The sequence below is a fragment of the Pseudomyxococcus flavus genome (assembly GCF_050038885.1).
In the GTDB taxonomy this organism is placed as follows: domain Bacteria; phylum Myxococcota; class Myxococcia; order Myxococcales; family Myxococcaceae; genus Myxococcus; species Myxococcus flavus.
This window is the reverse complement of sequence record NZ_CP143624.1, coordinates 5,117,395-5,133,564: the sequence shown is the minus strand read 5'-3', so window position 1 is coordinate 5,133,564 and position 16,170 is coordinate 5,117,395. Positions and strand designations below refer to the sequence as shown.

The following is a 16,170-nucleotide window of genomic DNA, read 5'->3' as shown; positions in this document are numbered from 1 at the left end:
ATACGCCACACGCTCGGGACTGAGCGGGCGCGGCGCATGCGCCACGCGAGGCCCCCTGGGGGCACTCCCGGGCGAACCGCTATTCATGGAATGAACGGAGGGGCTGTAACGCAAGCGCCGCGCAGCCCCCTTGAAGCCCCATGCAATGGAGTGCCGGAGGAATGCGTGCGACCGCGAGGCCCGCCTCCTGAGCCCAATGGGGCGGTACGGAGCGCGGGCCCTCGGCGGACTCGGAGCGCCCCGGCATGGCCCCGAGGGGCGCTCCCAACGTCGGGCGGCTCCATTCCGAGCCGCCGCTTTGCGACAAGGGCTCCATGAGGGGCCGGAGAACAAGCCCCTCACGGAAGCGAATCAGCGCCCGTGGCGGTGACGGCGGTGGCCCGGGTGAATCTTGTCGTGGGCCGCCTCCAGCCGCTCGGCAATGCCCATCAGCTCCAGCAACGAGGCGCGGTCGTTCTGCGCCTTGTAGATGTGCTCGAGGCGGGGGACGAGGTCCAACGCGAGGTGCAGGTCACCGCCCTGCTCCGCCGACGCGAGCAGGGTGCGGGCCGCGGCGGCCGCCTGGCCGTGCGCCTTGATGTGGATGAGGCCATCCACCGCCAGCAGGCGGGCGATGGGCGAACGCTCGGTGTCCTCGGTGAGCTTCACCAGGTCCGTGGTGGCGGGCTCCAGCTCGCCGCGCGCGGCGCGGACGATGGCGCGGGAGATGCCACGGCGCTCGGGGAGGAGGAACTCCTCCAGGTCCGCGAAGGCGTCCGCGTGGGCCACGTGGCCCGAGGACGCCAGCGCCTCGGCGAGGCTGTCGAAGACCTCCGCCTGCTTCTCCGTGAAGGGCGCCAGCGCCTCACGCATGAAGCGCTCCTGCGGCGCGCCCTTCTCGTCGAGCGGCATCTTCGCGCGCACGGCGTTCATCTTCTCGAAGGCCGCATCCACCTGCGCGTCCTGCTTGCCGTCCAGCAGCAGCGCCAGCTGCTGCATCAGGTTCGCCAGGGTGTCGGCCATCTCCATGGGGGCCACGCGGTCCGGAAGCCACCGGCTCCACAGCTCCACCGCCGCCGCGACGGCGAAGTCCTTGAAGGGCCCGGTGCCCTTCCAATTCGTCCGCCACTGCTGGGCAATCCCGAGCGGGAAGGACGTCTCCGCCAGCTTGCGGAAGTCGTCCTCGCCGACGGCAATGCCATAGTGGCCGAGCGTCCCGAGCAGGGCCTCCGTCGAGTACTCCTTCAGGCCCTTCTGCTGCCACGACTTGTCCACTCGCTGCGTGCTCACCTGGTTCTCCGCTGCCCTGGACGCCGGCCATCGGCGCGCCAGCGGCCTTCTAGCGGAAGCCGGGCCGGAGGTGCACCTCCACGTGCAACCACACGTCAGGCGGCGGACGCCGGAGGCGCAACCCGGGGCACGGTGGGCCACAGGACGGGGTTGCGGCGCCCGTCCTCCACTCGCCGAGCCAGGTACGGCTCACAGCCCCGGGCCTCGAAGGCCCGCTTCCACGCCGAGAAGCTGCCGCCGGCCTTCCAGGCGTCCATGGCGGCCAGACCCGCCTCCGGGCCGCACTGGGCCAGCATGTACTCCACCCACGCCCAGCGCGCGGACGTGGGCCGGACCTCGGCCCGGCCCCGGAGCCCCTTGCGCAGCCGCTCCAGCCGCCCTTCCACCTCGCGGATGCCCGTGAAGGGCGCGCCATCCAGCGGGGTGTTCCGCTTGGCCACGAAGGGCGCCACGCCCAGCGCCACCGGGAGGATGCGCGACAGCTCGGTGGTGAAGCGAATCAGCTCGTCGATGTCCGCGTCCTCTTCCGTCGGCAGCCCCACGACGTTGTAGACCTTGAGCTGCTTCATCCCCGCGGTCCGGGCGAACGTCGCGGCCCGGACGATCTGCTCCTCCGAGTGCTTCCGGTCGACCATGTCCCGCAGCCGCTGCGAGGGCCCATCCGCCGCCACCGTGAGGTTCGTGGCTCCGCCCCGCCGGAGCTGATCCACCAACGCCTGGGTCAATCGGTCCGCACGCAGCGAGGACACGCCCACCTCGCGCCCCGACTCGACAATCGTCCGGAGCAGCTCGACGATGCGAGGGTGGTCCGTCACCGCCGCGCCCACCAATCCCACCCGCCGGGCATGTGCTGGAATCAGGGACAACACCCGCTCGGGGGGCACCGTGCGCATGCCGCCATTCGTGGTGCGGCGCATGACGCAGTAGTGACAGCCACGTGAGCACCCCCGCTCCGGCTCGATGAGGAACATCGAACGCAGCTCGGTGTGGGGGGTGACGATTTGCGAGCGGGCAGGCAACCGGGAGTCCGTTGCCTTGGCCACGTGATAACGCGCTCCGCCCCGGCCAGGAACGCGGAACCCCGGGATGCGCGCCAGATGGTCCAGGAGCGCCTCGCGCTCCATGGAGGCCGCTGCATCCATCAGGACATGGATGAGGTCCTCGGCCTCGCCCTGGACGAGCACGTCCACGAAGGGTTCCAGCGGGTCGGGGTTGGAAAAGGTCAGGGGTCCGCCCCCCACCACGAGCGGATAGCGGCCATCACGGCGCTCCTCCGCCAGCAAGGGCAGGCCCGCCAGCTCCAGCATGGAGAACAACCCGGTCAGCTCCAGCTCGTACGCCACCGAGAAGGCCAGCATGTCGAAGTCGGCGACCGCGGCCTGTGACTCCCAGGTGAAGAGCGGCGTCCGGGTACGTTTGAACGCCTCGACATCATCCGGAAGGAAGACACGCTCGGCGGTGGCGCCAGGGTGCTCGTGGATTTCGCGGTAGATGGCCTGGTAGCCGAGCGAGCTCATGCCCACGTGGTAGGGGCTCGGGTAGCAGAGGGCCACCCGGTAGGGCGCCGCCTTGCGCAGCGTGCCCTCTTCGTCCGCCAGCAGGGTGCGAACGCGCTCGATGAGTGAGTAACGGCCCTCCATGTTCCTCCAGACAGGTCCAGCCTTCTAAACACCGCGGCCCCGGTCAGCCACTCCCATGTGGGGAGAGACCGCCGGGGCCGAGGAGCGCCACCCAGGCTGGGTGGCGCGGTTCAGCAGACGACTTTTCTGACTACTTGAACGACGGGACGGTCTTCGCCGGCACGCAGAAGCCGTACGTCGGGTCTTCCTCGTCGTCCGGATTGAGCGCGTGGCACTCGACGGCGAGCTCCGGGTTCATGCCCGACCCCTCACCGCAAGCGTCCGCGGGGTCTTGGGCGTTCGTGTGGCATTCAGTCGCCGGCCACAGGCCGCTCATCACGTACGTCCCGGTGCAGCCATTGCTGGTGTACGTGAACTCACCCGTGATCTGCGTACCGGGAGCCACAGCCGCCGAATACACGCTCACGTTGGAGAACGCGTACCGGATGACGTTACCGGTCTCAACATCGTTGACGAAGGCCTCGTTGAAGTTGGTTGCAGTGCAGAAGTCCTGCTCGTCCTGCTCACCCAACTGCCCCAGTGCCGTCTGGTCAGTCGACTCACTCGCTTCGTCTTCTTCAGCGTAGGCAGCGAGCGTGTCAGGACGCAGCGCAAGCTGCGAGATGCCGGTCTCTGGGTCCACGTACTTGTAGACACCAAGCAGCTCGGCCCGAGGCACGTCGAGCTCGCAGGACTCTCCGGCCTGGTTCGTCGGCGCTGTGACCTGCTCGTACTTCACGGCCCAGTTCTGCGACCCCTGCACGAAGCACTCGGTCTCTGGCTGATCGAAGTCGCAGCCGGTCAGCAAGGCGCCCGAGCCCAGGATAACCAACGCAGTGTTGATGATGTTCTTGGTCATGTGACTGAAGTTCCGATTCAGTGATGGGGCCAGGGACTAGAACGTATACCGGACACCGAAACGGATCTGGCGCGGCGCCTGGTAAGCGGTCGGGTTCTTGAAGTTCGGGTTCACGTCACCTTCGACGCTGCCGAACGGGGCCCCCGGACGGGGACGCTCATCCTGGAACTCCACGCGGCCCGGGAGGTTCTCCAGATCGGCAGGCGTTCCGTTGGGGATCGGCTTGATGTTGCGAAGGGTGTACGTCTGGTCCACGCCCGTGACGCCCTGGAAGTTGAACAGGTTGAACACGTCCAGGGTGAAGGACACCACGCTGTCCTTGCCGACGCGGTAGTTCACGCCGATGTTGGAGTCGATGGTGTTGATCCAGGGCGTACGACCACCAGCGCCACGGGGCAGGACGAACGACTCGTCCGGGCCGTAACCCCAGTGCGAACCGTAGTAGTTGATCGGCGTACCAGAGTTACCGCGGTAGGAGACACCCAGGCTCGCCGACAGGGCGTTCGTGATGTTGAACTCCTTCGCACCGAAGATCTTGATCTGGTGCGTGCGGTCGAACGGCAGCAGACCGGTGCGGTTCTCGAGCAGCTCGATGAGGTCGAAGTCCGAGAGGATGTTCGGGTCGAGCTGGCCCGTCTCAGGACGGAAGAGACCGGGGTAGTTACCGTGCAGACGCGACCAGGTGTAGTTGGCCTGGGCGAGCCAGCCGTCAGAGAACGTACGGTTCAGGTAGACCGTGACGTTGTCGTAGTTGCGGGTCGGCTTCGGGAACTCCTGAGCGAAGCCGCTGCCAGGGTTACCGAGGAAGTACGTGTTGCCGGCGTCACGGCTCATGTCCTCGATGACCGAGTTCATGTCCTTGTGCGTGTAGCTCGCACCCAGGCGGGTGTTCGCCAGCACTTCGTACTCACCGCCCACCACGATTTCGTCGGAGGACTGCGGCTTCAGGTCCGGGTCGACCGGCGTGCCACCCGTCGTGCCGCCCGTGTAGAAGCGGTTCACGTTGCGCTGGGACTCTGGAATCGCGAGCAGGTTGGTCCCGGTGCCGCACGTGGCGCGCTGGCTCTCGTAGCTGGACGGGTCGCAAGCCGTCGCGGAGCCCTGGCCCGGCTCGGCCATGCGCTGAACCGACGTGATGCGGTTCTCACCCGGGAACGCACGGTCCATCAGGTTGAGCGGAACCTGCTCGTAGTAGCGGGCGAAGTTCACGAACACCTTGGCACGGCCATTGGCGAACGGATCGACGACGGCGCCGATACGCGGCGACCACTGGTTGCCGAGGATCAGTGAGAGGTCGCCGTTGCCACCGTAGAGCGCCTGCACGTCGTACCGGACACCCAGGTTCAGGGTCACCCGGTTCGCGATGGACCAGGAGTCCTGGAGGAAGCCACCGACCGTGGTGCTGGTGGTCTTCGCGATCTGGGTCAACTGGCTGACGTGAGAGTCCGGCCCCGTCTGGTAGCCGTAGCGGCGATAGTCCTGAACCGCGGGCCCCTGCTCGCCCGTCCAACCACCATCAGCCTCCTGGTAGTAGACGCCACCGCCGTAGGCCTTGACCTGATCGAACACCAGGAACTCGGTGTCGAAGCCGGCCTTCAGCACGTGCGTGCCGAGGGCGTTCAGGAGGTACGTGGCCTTCGCGTTGATCTGGTAGCGGTCCAGCGTCTGCTCGCTCATGAAGCCGGGGCCGCCCACCGTGTAACTCTGGACCGGGCAGCGGAGCATCCGCTCTTCATCGGTGGTGCCGCAGGCGTTTTCCTGTCCAGCGGGCAGCGCCTCGAAGAAGGTCAGCGGGCGCGGGTTCATGTACGCCATTCGCGAGTAGCCGGCCAGCCCCGTGGTGCTGCCCAGCTTGCTGCCGTCACCCGGCAGCGTGGACGCCGTCTGGTGGAACCAGCCGAGGTTCGCGTCGACGAGGACCTTCTTGTCCGCGAAGGCACCGGCGTACTTCAGGGCCAGCGACGTGGTGTTCGCGTTCGTCTCCGTCAGACCGAAGTCACCCGGACGCGACGCCAGCACGCCGGGCAGGCCGCCCGAGCGGGGATCGATGGACAGCTTGCCCAGGCCACCGGACGTGGTCGGGGTGCCGTTCAGGGCGAGCGAGACGTTGTGGTCCTGGTTGATGAGGTACGTCAACTTACCCATGTACTGAATGGTACGGGAGTCGGCGTAGTAGTTCCGGGCGGAGCCAGGGATCGGATCGGCAAGCGAGAAGCCCGTCTCCTCGTCGACGACCGGGTTGCCCTCGGCGTCCACGCGCAGCGCGTTCAGCGTGCGGGTGTGCTGGTAACGGGTGAACGACGGCGCGAAGCCGGCGAAGAACCACAGCTTGTCCTTGAGGATCGGACCACCGAGCGTGGCACCGAAGTCGCCCAGGTTGCTCAGCTGGTTCTGACCCGTGATGACCGTTCCTTCCGAGCGGATCTCCTTACGGGTTCCCTCGAGCGAGCCCGGCGTCCAGTTGGCGAACACGGAGCCGTGGAACTCGTTGGAGCCGGACCGGGTCACCGCGTTGACGACACCACCCGTGGAGCGACCGAACTCCGGCATGTAACCGCCGGTGATGATGTTCACGTCCTGCACGAACTCGATGCTCAGCGGGCTGGCATTCACGCCGAAGGCCGGGTCGTTCGTGGACAGGCCGTCCACCACGTAGCCGTTCTCGGGCGAGGTCGAGCCGTTGATGGACACGCCGTACTCGTCGTTCTGGGCGCCAGGCGCGAGCTCGGCCAGGGACTCGAAGGAGCGGGTTCCGCCGCTCTTACCACCCGGACGCGCAACGGCGATGCGCTTGATGAACTCCTGGTCGACGTTCACGCCCATCTGCGTGGAGCCCACGTCGATGGTCGGGGGCGCACCGACGATCTCCACCACCTCACCGAGCGCCTCGGGGAGCAGCTCGACGTTGACGCGGATCGTCCGGTTCAGGCGCAGCTGGATAGCGGAGCGAGCGTACGGCTTGAACTGCTCCTTCTCGAACCGCAGCGTATAATCGCCGGGCGGCAGCTGGGGGATGCGGTAGTTACCCTGCGCGTCGGTGACGACCACCTGCTCGCCCTGAAGGTTGGGCGAGGTCGCGGTCACCACGACGTCAGCGGCAGGCTGCCGGCTTTGAGCGTCGATCACCGTACCGATGATCGTGCTCGACTGTGCGAAAGCCGCCGATCCGTAAAGCAGACCTGCGGCGACAACAACTCCGGTTTCCCGGAGCACTCGGTTCAAGTGCATACCAGACCCCTCCAAGGTGGGCTGCAAGTGAAAATGACCCGGGAAAATAGCCGAGGTCTAGCAGTTGTCAATAGACCGTTGCTTTTTGGTGACCAGTGGGGCAATTGCCCGATCACGCCACTCCCGTCGACCGTGCTTGCTTGAACCCGGAACGCGTTTCTGTATGGTAGCGCGCCCTTTCATCGGGGCTGGGCGGCGTCGATGGGTGACCACTGGTGAAGAGGAGTCTAGTGCATGTTCGATTCAGTCCTTGACCGTGGTCAGGGGCCCAAGTCGCGGTTCGGCGTCGGGGCTACTGTCTCGGTTATCCTCCACGTGGCGCTGTTCGGCCTCGCCGTGTGGCTGTCGACGCGGCCGCCCCCAGTGGAGGAGAAGGAGATTGAGGTCACGCTGAAGGCGACCATGGCACCGCCTCCGCCGCCCCCGCCTCCGCCCCCTCCTCCCGCGTCTTCGAGCAAGCCGAAGACGCAGCCGAAGAAGCCCAAGAAGCCGGACGCCATCGTCCAGCCGAAGGAGATTCCGAAGGAGGTCCCGAAGGAGGTGGAGCCCTCCGAGGAGCCTCCCGCTGAAGAAGAGGCCAGCGAGGAAGCCGTCGAAGGCGGCGTGGAAGGTGGCGTGGTCGGCGGCGTCGTGGGTGGCGTTGTCGGTGGTGTGATTGGCGGCGTGGTCGGCGGCCAGCTTGGCGGGACGGGAACCGAGGTGCTTCCCTTCGGCGCGGGAATGACGCGCCCGGAGAAGCTGTCGGGTCCGACCCCTGAGTATTCTCGTGAGGCACTCGAGGCTCGCGTCCAGGGAACGATGATCGTGAAGTGCATCGTCACCGTGGAAGGTCGAGTGGAGAACTGCCGGATCATCAAGCCCCTGCCCCACATGGACCGGGCGGTCCTGGACGCGCTGTCGTCGTCGCGCTACAAGCCGGTCACGTTCCAGGGCCGTCCCGTCCAGGTGGACTACACCTTCACCCTGAACTTCAAGCTGCCGCGCTGACTCCGGGCGCGTCGTTTAGAGCCGTACTGCCGACAAACCCGCGCTCGTGAGGAGGAGCGCTCAACCCAACCATGCAATTCACTCTTGCTGAAATCTGGGAGCACACGGGCCTCTTCGCCCGGATGATCATCTTCACCCTGGGCATCATGTCCATCGCCTCGCTGGTCGTGATGGCGGAGCGCATGATCGTCTTCCGCAAGACGCGGTCCGACAGCCGCAACTTCGCAGCGAAGATGGGTGCCATCCTGGCCAAGGGCGACCTGAACACGGCCGCCAACACCAACCTGGGCAAGGACGTGGGCCACCTGGGCCGCGTGATCAACTCCGGCCTGACGGCGTACCGGATCAGCCCGAACAACAAGGACGTGGCGGTGGAGTCGGTGGCGCGCGCCCTCGAGCGCCAGGCCCAGCGCGAGGTCCAGAGCATGAAGCGCGGCCTGGGCCTGCTGGCCACGGTTGGCTCCACGGCCCCGTTCGTCGGTCTGCTCGGCACGACGATGGGTATCGTCAACGCCTTCCAGCTGATGGCCGCGGCCGGCTCCGGCGGTCTGGGCACCATCTCCGCCGGTATCGCCGAGGCGCTCATCACCACGGCCTTCGGTCTGCTCGTGGCCATCCCCGCCGTGATGGCGTACAACTTCCTGCAGGGCTGGGTGGACGCGCGCTCGGTGGACATCTCCGAGTCGTCCAACGAGTTCCTGGACGTCGTCGCCCGTCACCTGGGCGGTGGCGCGCACTCCTCGCACGCGGCCTGAGCCGTCACGGGCGAGGCCGGGGACGACCCGATGCCCTTCTGTGAGTACGTCTCCAGCTCTTCTTCGGGGGGCTGGAGACGCTCCATGAAGGCGGGCACCTCCTTACCAGGAAACAGGTAAAGACATGGGAATGTCAGCAGGCCCCAAAGGGGGCGTCAAGAGCGACATCAACGTCACGCCGCTGGTCGACGTGGTGCTGGTGCTCCTCATCATCTTCATGGTCGTCACCCCGATGCTCCAGCGTGGCAAGTCCGTGGAGCTCCCGAAGGCCACCGAGATCGAGAAGGAAGGAAAATCGGATTCGGATCCGCTCATCCTTTCCATCACCCCGGACAAGAAGGTGTTCGTGGAGAACGACCAGGTGGACGAGCAGGGACTCCAGGACAAGCTCACCGAGGAGATGGTGAAGAATCCGGGCAAGAAGATCCTGCTCAAGGGTGACAACGCGCTCAGCGTCGGCGATGTGCGCAAGGTGCTGGACGTGGCCCGCAAGTCCAAGGCCAAGCAGATCTCCCTGGGCGTCGAGGAGAAGAAGTAATGGCCGGCCGCAAGCAACGACAGTGGGTCAAGCCCCAGTCGCAGCCGAACTCGGAGATCAACGTCACGCCGCTGGTCGACGTGGTGCTGGTGCTCCTCATCATCTTCATGGTCGTCACCCCGCTCCTCGAGAAGGACATCGTGGTGCGCGTGCCGGACACCGAGGTCGAGCAGGATCCAACGCCTCCGGATCCGGACGACCAGCAGTTGGTGGTGCAGCTCGACAAGGACGGCGGCTACTCCATCAACACGGAGAAAATCGCGGCCGCCGACTACGTGACGCGGCTCAAGCGCATGCTGGCGGCGAAGAAGGCGGACGACAAGGTCGTCTTCTTCATGGCGGATGACGCCACCAACTACGGCCGGCTCATCACCGCGCTGGACGGCGCCAAGGCCGCGGGCGCGAAGGTCCTCGGCATGGCCACGGAGCTCCCGCAGAACGCCATCATCCAGGGCACCTCCGTCGACACGCCGACTCCGCCGCCCGCCCCGGCGCCCTGAAAATCTCCCCTGGGGCCTACGCTCCAGGTGGGTCCGCGGTTCACATCGAGAAGCTCGTCGGCTAGAGTTCACTCCTCATGGCCGACGAGCTTCTCATTTTCGAGCAAACCATCGAAGCCCTGTTCCTGCGGGCGCTGCACGGGCGCCTGACGCCCGAGTGCAAGGCGCGCCTGCGCCAGGCAGGGCTCGATGTGGACCAGAAGCTCCGGCCGGCCTACGCGTTCGACGCGTGGATGACGTTCCTCCGCATCACCTCGGAGGAGCTCTACCCCCAGCTCCCCCTCGAGCAGGGCACGTGGAAGCTGGGCGAGGCCTATATCGAAGGCTTCCGCGAGACGATGCTGGGACGCGCCGTGCTGTCGCTGCTGCGCGTTCTAGGACCCCGGCGCACGCTGATGCGCGCCACGCAGAACTTCCGGGCTGGCAACAACTACACCGAGTCGAAGCTGCGCGAGCTCGCCCCCACCCAGTTCGAGCTGTGGATGAACGAGGTGGGCCCCTACCCCGCCTTCACCGCGGGCATCATCCACGCCGGGCTGCGGGTGGCCGGCGCCCAGGACATCCTCATCGAGATGTCCGGCTACGACGGCCACGCCTGCGTCTACCGAATCAACTGGAACGAGGCCTCGGTCTCCTCGGGCGTCGCGGGCAGCGGGGACTCCAAGGCCGCCAGGAGGTCCGGGTCCATCAGCTCCCTGTAGATGAACTCGGCCAGCAGGCCCGTCACCATCCAGATGGGCAGGATGTAGAGCGACGTCATCTGCCAGAGGATGGCGCCTTCGTCCGCGTAGAACCAGATGCGGTACCCGGTGAGCCGCTCCAGCACCACACCGGAGAAGCCCTCGAAGAGCAGGATGACCACGCCATACACGGCCGCGCGCAGGCCGACGTGCTGGTACACCATCCGGCGATACAGCGGCTCGATGAAGCAGAAGCACGCCACCCCGTAGATGAGGAACATCCACAGCGAGCACTGCCCATACGCAGTGACGATGGGTGTATCCCAGATGCCGTTGAGCCCCAGCCGCTCATCCACCTGCCACTGGAAGCGGAAGAGCGCCTCCAGGAACGGCACGTGTCGGGCAATCCGCACCAGGTTGTAGAAGAAGATTTCGGAGCTCAGTCCCACCATGCCGTAGAGGCAGAAGCGGAAGACTCCGAATGCCAGCTTCATCCGCTGACCGCGCTTGATGTCCGCCCTGCGGATGCGGAGCTGCCGACGTGGATGAACGACCCCCGATTGCACTGCGACCTTTGCCCCCATCGTGTCCCCCAAGGTGGGAGGAACGCTACCGGACTCGTCAGGGCCTGGCTAGCCCCAGGTTCAGAAATGCGTCGCCGCTGAAATCCGATTTCCGCAGCCCCGGATGGGCATCCGCCGCGTGGGATTGGCGCGTCCGTGCCTACGCCTCGGGTGGGCCCCGGTACATCCATTGCTGAAGCCGGCCCCACGACACGGTGGGGAGGGCGGGACATGCTGGCGAGAGTGCGGTCGGGGGCGTTGATGGGCATCGAGGTGGTGGTGGTGGAGTGCGAGGTCGACATGGCGCTCGGCCTGCCCTACTTCAGCGTCGTCGGACAGGCAGAGGGCGCGGTCCGCGAGTCGAAGGTCCGCGTCATCTCGGCACTGAAGAACACGGGCTTCGAGCTGCCCCAGAAGCGCATCACCGTGAACCTGGCGCCGGCCGACCTGAAGAAGGAAGGCGCCGCCTTCGAGCTGCCGATCGCGCTGGGCGTCCTGGCCGCGGCGAAGCTCATGGACGAGGGCCCGCTGGGACGGCTCCTCTTTGGCGGTGAGCTTTCATTGGACGGCGCCATCCGCCCCATCAAGGGGGTGCTTCCCCTGGCCGTGGCGGCGCATGAAGGCGGCTTCGAGGGCGTCATGGTGCCCGCGGCCAACGCAGCGGAGGCCTCGCTGGTGGAGGGCTTGCGCGTCCTGCCCGTCCATACGCTGCGGGAGGCCGTGGACCACCTGACGGGGGCCCGCCCCATCCTTCCCTACGCTCCCGACGAGACACCGGGGCGCGTGGAATCCCGGGGACAAGCGCCAGACATGTCCGACGTCCGGGGACAGGCGGACTTGAAGCTTGCCTTGGAAATCGCGGCAGCGGGCGGCCACAACATCCTGATGTCCGGGCCGCCCGGCTCAGGGAAGACGATGCTGGCTCGGCGCCTGCCCGGAATCCTCCCGGAGATGACCTTCACCGAGGCCATGGAGGTCACGAAGGTGTACTCGGTGCTCGGGTTGCTGGGTGAAGGCCACTCGCTGATGCGGGAGCGCCCCTTCCGAGCGCCCCACCATACCCTCTCCGACGCGGGCCTCGTGGGCGGCGGCCCCACTGCGCGCCCCGGCGAGCTTTCCCTCGCGCACAACGGCGTGCTGTTCCTCGACGAGCTTCCCGAGTTCCGGCGCAACGTGCTCGAAGTGCTGCGCCAACCCATGGAGGAAGGCGTCATCCACCTGGCCCGCGCCAATCAGCACATCACCTATCCCTGCCGGGTGATGCTGGTGGCGGCCATGAATCCCTGCCCCTGCGGGTACCACAACGTCCCGAACCGTCCCTGCACCTGCGGTGAGCAGCGCGTCTTCGACTATCTCACCCGCGTCAGTGGCCCCCTGATGGACCGCATCGACATCAGCCTGCAGACGCGCCCTGTGGAGTACCACCACCTGGCCCGGTCGACGGCGACTGAGCCGCCCAGCCAGTACTATCGCGAGCGCGCCCAGGCCGCGCGCGAGCGCCAGCGCGCACGGTACCGGGACGAGCCGGGAGTGCACTGCAACGCGCAGCTCCCCGCTCACCTGCTTCGCCGGCACTGCGTCATGAGCCCACGTGCCGAAGACATGCTGCAACGGGCGGTGAAGCGGTTCGGGCTGTCTGCGCGGGCCCATGACCGCATCATGAAGCTTGCGCTGACGCGAGCGGACCTCGAGGGGCATGGCCGCATCGAGGACGTGGACATGCAGCTCGCCATCAGCTGCCGGATGCTGGACCGCCGGGACTGGATTCAGAACAAGCGCCCGGCGGCCCTTCCCGGCGCCCAGCAGGATGACGCTGTATGGCGGAGCCTCACGGCCTCCCAAACAGCCGGCCCGCCGGGAGACCTCGAAGGCTGAGGTCCCCGACTTCCGCTTCAGTGTGTCACGGGCGTTGCAGGCTCCGGATGAGACGCCGTGGCATGAATGCGGGTCTCCGGTACCGACGAGGCCCCACCGCCCTCAGGCAGGGCATGAGCCGGCTGCAGCCGGTCCAGCCGGGGCGATGGCCCGGTGATGATGCGCGCCGACTTGCCAAACGTCAGGTACGAAAAGGCCCAGTCGAGCAGCACGACCAGCCGGCTCCGGAAGCCGATGAGGAAGGTGATGTGGATGAGCAGCCAGGCCAACCAGGCGCTGTAACCCGACTGCTTGAAGCGGCGGAAGGCAATGCCCACCGCGTGTCCACGGCCAATCACCGCATACGAGCCACGGTCCCAGTAGGTGAAGCGCTCCATGGGCTTGCCCTGCAAGCGGCGGCGAATGTTGTGGGCGGCGTGCTTGCCCATCTGCATCGCCGCCGGGGCCAGCCCTGGCACGGGCTTCCCCTCGGCGTCCTTGAGCAACGCCAGGTCTCCCACGACGAAGACATCGTCGTGGCCTGGCAAGGTCAGCTCAGGCGTGACGAGTACCCGGCCGGCCCGGTCGAGCTCGACGCCCAGGGAGCGCGCCACGGGCGACGCGGCGACCCCCGCCGCCCATATCACCGTCCGCGCGGGGATGAAGTCGGCTCCGATGAAGACGCCCTGCTCGGTGATGTCGGTCACCCGCGCGCCCGTGCGAACCTCGACGCCCAGCCTCTCCAGCGTGCGTCGGGCCTTGAGCGACAAATCCTCGGGATAGACGGGCAGCACCCTGCTCAGCCCTTCGATGAGGATGATGCGCGCCTCACGCGGGTCGATGTTGCGGAAGTCGCCCAGGAGCGAGTGACAACTGATTTCCGCCAACGAGCCTGCGAGCTCCACTCCCGTGGGGCCCGCGCCGATGATGACGAAGTTGAGCAGCGCGCGGCGAATCTCCGGGTCCGGCTCGCGTTCCGCCAGCTCGAAGGCCACCAGGATGCGGCGGCGAATCTCCACCGCGTCCTCGATGGACTTCAGCCCGGGCGCAAATCGGGCCCATGCGTCATTGCCGAAGTACGAGTGCGTCGCCCCCGTAGCGATGATGAGGTGGTCGTACTTCAGCTCCCCATCCGAGAGCAGCACGCGCTTGCCCGCGGTATCCACGCCCGTCACTTCCGCCAGGACGACCGCCACCTGGTGGCGGCCGAGCAAGGCCCGGAGCGGGGCGGCAATCTCGCTGGGGCTGAGCGTCGCCGTGGCCACCTGGTAGAGCAGCGGCTGGAACAGGTGGTGGTTGTGCCGGTCCACCATCGTGACGCGCACGGGCGCCTTGTAGAGGTGCCGCGCGGCATAGAGGCCGGCAAAACCACCGCCGAGGATGACCACATGGGGCAGGTCTTCGCGCTTTGATTTCGGGCTCACGCAAGGAAGCTCATGCCTGTCCCGCTCAACTTCAACGCAAAGCGCCATGCGCTATGCGACCGGCCATGCGCTCCCATGTCTGTTCCTCATGCGACGGTTGGAGCGTCCCGCACCCACTCCGCCACTCTGGACGTACAGCCATGCAGCTGGACGCCCGTTCACACGAGCAGGTGCCCTCCCAAGAGGAGGAGCCCTGCGGCATGGCCGTTGCTCACCTGCCCGCTCGCTGCGCCAGCCCGTCACACGGACGCATGGCGAGGCGCAGCACTCAACCCAGGCAGGGCGGCGAGGGAGCGGCAGACGCAATGAGCAAGCTGACGGAGAAGCTGAAGGCGGTGGCGGCGGCGGTGGCGAGCATCGAAAAGCAGTTCGGCCGGGGCTCGGTGATGACGTTGGGCGGGGATGCCCGCGAGCAGAAGGTGGCGGTCATCCCCTCGGGCTCGGTGGGCGTGGACCGGGCGCTGGGCGTGGGCGGGTATCCCCGGGGACGCGTGGTGGAGATTTTCGGCAATGAGTCCTCGGGCAAGACGACGCTCACCCTCCACGCGATTGCGCAGGTGCAGGCAGCCGGCGGCGTGGCGGCCTTCATCGACGCGGAGCATGCGCTGGACGTGTCCTACGCGCGAAAGCTGGGCGTCCGCGTGGAGGAGCTGCTGGTGTCGCAACCCGATACCGGAGAGCAGGCGCTGGAAATCACCGAGCAGCTCGTGCGCTCGGGGGCGGTGGACCTCATCGTCGTCGACTCGGTGGCGGCCCTGGTGCCTCGGGCGGAAATCGAAGGCGAGATGGGGGACGCGCACATGGGCGTGCAGGCGAGGCTGATGAGTCAGGCCTTGCGCAAGCTCACGGGCGCGGTGAGTCGCTCGGGGACGTGCATCATCTTCATCAACCAGATTCGAATGAAGATTGGGGTGATGTTCGGGAACCCCGAAACAACCACGGGTGGCAACGCCCTGAAGTTCTACTCCTCCGTGCGCATGGAGATTCGGCGGACGGGGAACCTCAAGGAAGGCGACGCCGTGGTGGGCTCGAAGGCGCGCGTGAAGGTGGTGAAGAACAAGGTGGCCCCCCCCTTCCAGGAGGCGGAGTTCGACCTGATGTACGGCAGCGGCATCCACCGCGTGGGTGAGGTGCTCGACCTGGGCGTAGCCATGGGCCTCATCGAGAAGTCCGGGAGCCACTTCAGCCTGCGTGGCGAGCGCATCGGCCAGGGGCGTGAGCGTGCCGCCGAGTGGCTGCGCGAGCATCCGGACGTGCTGGAGGCGCTCGCCAAGGAGCTCACGGGGAAGCCGGCGGCCCTGGCAGGCTCGCCGGCGCCCGTGGAAGCCGCGGCCTAGGAGGACGCCAGGGCCTCCAGCGCGACGGGAACTGCGACCCTGCGCTGGCCGGCGCACAGGACGAGTCCGCCCCCCTCACCATCTTCCAGGAGCTGTCCCAGCTGGTACTGGGCGTCGCGTGAGAAGCGCGCCCGGGCCCGTCCCTGCTTCACGCGGCAGGACAGGACACCCTCGGCGTCCAGGTGCAGGCTCGAGGGGTCCAGGGCCTCGGCGGTGCGGTCACTCAGCCGCACCGACACCCGCTCGTCAGGCGTGACGTCCACCGTCCGCACCTCGTACGCCGCCCCTTCCACCTGGACGAAGCACCAGTCGTTGCCGATGCGTAGCTGGTACCGGCCCGCTTCGTCCAGGACGAGGGAGGCGTTGAAGAGCTCGATGATTTTGGGATGGAGGATGGGCTCGTCGTCGTGCCACCAGCGCATCGCGGCATCGAGGCGAATGCCGCTGTCTTCGCGGGTATGCCAGCGCTTGCCAGCTGGAGGCTGTCCGGTGGGTGGTTGCATACGTCTCTTATCTGCGCGTGTTGCCTGGGGGATTCAAGCCTGTGACGGTGAAGC

Annotated in this window: 14 protein-coding genes; 7 read left to right on the top strand and 7 right to left on the bottom strand. The window is 67.0% G+C overall.

Features of this window, described 5'->3' with window-relative positions; translation table 11 throughout:
• Positions 1 to 351: 351 nt before the first annotated feature.
• The 4 genes from VZL07_RS21450 to VZL07_RS21435 form a co-directional block, all read right to left on the bottom strand.
• Positions 352 to 1,269, bottom strand: coding sequence for a hypothetical protein (locus VZL07_RS21450; RefSeq protein WP_426749470.1), 918 nt, complete (start codon positions 1,267 to 1,269; stop codon positions 352 to 354).
• 95 nt (positions 1,270 to 1,364) lie between these two features.
• A complete protein-coding gene (locus tag VZL07_RS21445; RefSeq protein WP_426749469.1) occupies positions 1,365 to 2,909 on the bottom strand; it encodes a radical SAM protein in 1,545 nt (514 codons plus the stop codon).
• A gap of 130 nt (positions 2,910 to 3,039) precedes the next feature.
• Positions 3,040 to 3,747: a hypothetical protein gene (locus tag VZL07_RS21440; RefSeq protein ID WP_426749468.1), complete on the bottom strand. Its 708-nt coding sequence runs from the start codon at positions 3,745 to 3,747 to the stop codon at positions 3,040 to 3,042.
• Positions 3,748 to 3,783: 36 nt separating this feature from the next.
• Entirely contained in the window at positions 3,784 to 6,975 is a 3,192-nt protein-coding gene (locus VZL07_RS21435) for a TonB-dependent receptor (RefSeq protein WP_426749467.1), read from the bottom strand.
• Between the two features lie 234 nt (positions 6,976 to 7,209).
• Here VZL07_RS21435 and VZL07_RS21430 point away from each other — a divergent pair, with 234 nt between their 5' ends.
• The 5 genes from VZL07_RS21430 to VZL07_RS21410 all read left to right on the top strand — a co-directional run bounded on the left by VZL07_RS21430 (position 7,210) and on the right by VZL07_RS21410 (position 10,456).
• Complete coding sequence (locus tag VZL07_RS21430) at positions 7,210 to 7,962, top strand: energy transducer TonB (RefSeq protein ID WP_426749466.1); 753 nt, start codon at positions 7,210 to 7,212, stop codon at positions 7,960 to 7,962.
• Between the two features lie 71 nt (positions 7,963 to 8,033).
• On the top strand, positions 8,034 to 8,717 hold the full coding sequence (locus VZL07_RS21425) for a MotA/TolQ/ExbB proton channel family protein (protein WP_426749465.1): 684 nt from the start codon (positions 8,034 to 8,036) through the stop codon (positions 8,715 to 8,717).
• Positions 8,718 to 8,841: 124 nt separating this feature from the next.
• A complete protein-coding gene (locus VZL07_RS21420) occupies positions 8,842 to 9,255 on the top strand; it encodes an ExbD/TolR family protein (protein WP_426749464.1) in 414 nt (137 codons plus the stop codon).
• Positions 9,255 to 9,755, top strand: a complete 501-nt coding sequence (locus VZL07_RS21415; RefSeq protein WP_426749463.1) for an ExbD/TolR family protein — start codon at positions 9,255 to 9,257, stop codon at positions 9,753 to 9,755. The genes VZL07_RS21420 and VZL07_RS21415 overlap by 1 nt, the downstream gene beginning before the upstream one ends.
• Before the next feature lie 77 nt (positions 9,756 to 9,832).
• Positions 9,833 to 10,456, top strand: coding sequence for a DUF2378 family protein (locus VZL07_RS21410; protein WP_426749462.1), 624 nt, complete (start codon positions 9,833 to 9,835; stop codon positions 10,454 to 10,456).
• Here VZL07_RS21410 and VZL07_RS21405 read toward each other — a convergent pair.
• Positions 10,357 to 11,031, bottom strand: coding sequence for a hypothetical protein (locus tag VZL07_RS21405; RefSeq protein ID WP_426749461.1), 675 nt, complete (start codon positions 11,029 to 11,031; stop codon positions 10,357 to 10,359). The genes VZL07_RS21410 and VZL07_RS21405 overlap by 100 nt on opposite strands.
• Before the next feature lie 198 nt (positions 11,032 to 11,229).
• Between VZL07_RS21405 and VZL07_RS21400 the strand changes: the two genes are divergently transcribed.
• Complete coding sequence (locus VZL07_RS21400; RefSeq protein ID WP_426749460.1) at positions 11,230 to 12,873, top strand: YifB family Mg chelatase-like AAA ATPase; 1,644 nt, start codon at positions 11,230 to 11,232, stop codon at positions 12,871 to 12,873.
• A gap of 17 nt (positions 12,874 to 12,890) precedes the next feature.
• On the opposite strand, the gene VZL07_RS21395 is transcribed toward VZL07_RS21400, so the two are convergent.
• Positions 12,891 to 14,276, bottom strand: coding sequence for an NAD(P)/FAD-dependent oxidoreductase (locus tag VZL07_RS21395; RefSeq protein WP_426749459.1), 1,386 nt, complete (start codon positions 14,274 to 14,276; stop codon positions 12,891 to 12,893).
• Between the two features lie 305 nt (positions 14,277 to 14,581).
• Between VZL07_RS21395 and recA the strand changes: the two genes are divergently transcribed.
• The gene (gene recA, locus VZL07_RS21390) at positions 14,582 to 15,613 is read left to right on the top strand and encodes a recombinase RecA (RefSeq protein WP_426749458.1); all 1,032 of its coding nucleotides are present in this window, start codon (positions 14,582 to 14,584) and stop codon (positions 15,611 to 15,613) included.
• On the opposite strand, the gene VZL07_RS21385 is transcribed toward recA, so the two are convergent.
• A complete protein-coding gene (locus VZL07_RS21385; RefSeq protein ID WP_426749457.1) occupies positions 15,610 to 16,116 on the bottom strand; it encodes a DUF1285 domain-containing protein in 507 nt (168 codons plus the stop codon). The genes recA and VZL07_RS21385 overlap by 4 nt on opposite strands.
• Between the last annotated feature and the right edge of the window lie 54 nt (positions 16,117 to 16,170).

Bases quoted from the DNA above. Each gene is read 5' to 3' on its own strand.
- VZL07_RS21445 (WP_426749469.1), bottom strand. From the start codon at position 2,909: ATGGAGGGCCGTTACTCACTCATCGAGCGCGTTCGCACCCTGCTGGCG.
- VZL07_RS21440 (WP_426749468.1), bottom strand. From the start codon at position 3,747: ATGACCAAGAACATCATCAACACTGCGTTGGTTATCCTGGGCTCGGGC.
- VZL07_RS21435 (WP_426749467.1), bottom strand. From the start codon at position 6,975: ATGCACTTGAACCGAGTGCTCCGGGAAACCGGAGTTGTTGTCGCCGCA.
- VZL07_RS21430 (WP_426749466.1), top strand. From the start codon at position 7,210: ATGTTCGATTCAGTCCTTGACCGTGGTCAGGGGCCCAAGTCGCGGTTC.
- VZL07_RS21425 (WP_426749465.1), top strand. From the start codon at position 8,034: ATGCAATTCACTCTTGCTGAAATCTGGGAGCACACGGGCCTCTTCGCC.
- VZL07_RS21420 (WP_426749464.1), top strand. From the start codon at position 8,842: ATGGGAATGTCAGCAGGCCCCAAAGGGGGCGTCAAGAGCGACATCAAC.
- VZL07_RS21415 (WP_426749463.1), top strand. From the start codon at position 9,255: ATGGCCGGCCGCAAGCAACGACAGTGGGTCAAGCCCCAGTCGCAGCCG.
- VZL07_RS21410 (WP_426749462.1), top strand. From the start codon at position 9,833: ATGGCCGACGAGCTTCTCATTTTCGAGCAAACCATCGAAGCCCTGTTC.
- VZL07_RS21400 (WP_426749460.1), top strand. From the start codon at position 11,230: ATGCTGGCGAGAGTGCGGTCGGGGGCGTTGATGGGCATCGAGGTGGTG.
- recA (WP_426749458.1), top strand. From the start codon at position 14,582: ATGAGCAAGCTGACGGAGAAGCTGAAGGCGGTGGCGGCGGCGGTGGCG.
- VZL07_RS21385 (WP_426749457.1), bottom strand. From the start codon at position 16,116: ATGCAACCACCCACCGGACAGCCTCCAGCTGGCAAGCGCTGGCATACC.